The organism is Treponema sp. OMZ 840 (assembly GCF_050937815.1).
Taxonomy (GTDB): Bacteria; Spirochaetota; Spirochaetia; order Treponematales; family Treponemataceae; genus Treponema_C.
This window is the reverse complement of sequence record NZ_JACDIJ010000036.1, coordinates 1-786: the sequence shown is the minus strand read 5'-3', so window position 1 is coordinate 786 and position 786 is coordinate 1. Positions and strand designations below refer to the sequence as shown.

At 43.6% G+C, this 786-nt stretch carries 1 protein-coding gene; it reads right to left on the bottom strand.

Features of this window, described 5'->3' with window-relative positions; all coding sequences use genetic code 11:
- Positions 1-114: 114 nt before the first annotated feature.
- A partial coding sequence (locus H0R92_RS14000) for a hypothetical protein (protein ID WP_432966289.1) occupies positions 115-786 on the bottom strand: 672 nt, incomplete at its 5' end.

The following is a 786-nucleotide window of genomic DNA, read 5'->3' as shown; positions in this document are numbered from 1 at the left end:
CAAACAGCATAACGATAATCCATACGGTTAGCGACAATTCTTTGGGTTCTTTGTACAGCAATACTTCCTGACTGTATTCAAGCCTGTCTAAGGTATACAGTACTACCGGTTCTTTCATGTAACCTCATTATTACTATTTTTCACTGCCGCCCTAATCGTTTTGCGCTTAACCCAAAACAAAATCGCCCCGAGCGGAATACCGAACACCACATGCCATGTACCGGCTTTTGCGATCGCTGCGCCGGATAAAAGATGTATGTATAAAATTCCGGTACGCAGCGCTCCTGTCGTCCAATTTATATCGACAACCCCGAAGCCGAATAAGATAAAAAGCAGCCACAGTATTTTGTGCTTCCGCTCAAAGCGTGTACACAAACACACGACGAACATGCAAAGCGAATACAAGGGCATAAGCAGCGCAAAAAACAACACGGCATAATGCTTGAAGGTTTTATTTTTTAGCGTAAACTTGTTGATGTTTTTTTGCGAATCGCCGGTTTTGGTAACCGTAACACCGATGACACTCAAGCCGCTTTCGCTGCGTTCAAGTGCAATCTGCGCCACCGCATAGTGATTGTTTTCAAACTCGTATTCGTAGACAAACTCATAACGGCTGAAACCGCCGGATTTGAGCGATTTAAAGGTTTTGTATCCCCAGTGCAGCAGCGACATATTTTTTACATTCCGGTCAAAATATGTCGACACAAATGCTTCAAAGGCTTGTTCGCTCAATTCGCTTTTTAGTTTTTCTCCGGAATGCTCATATACATATGCGTAGTCGCGAAG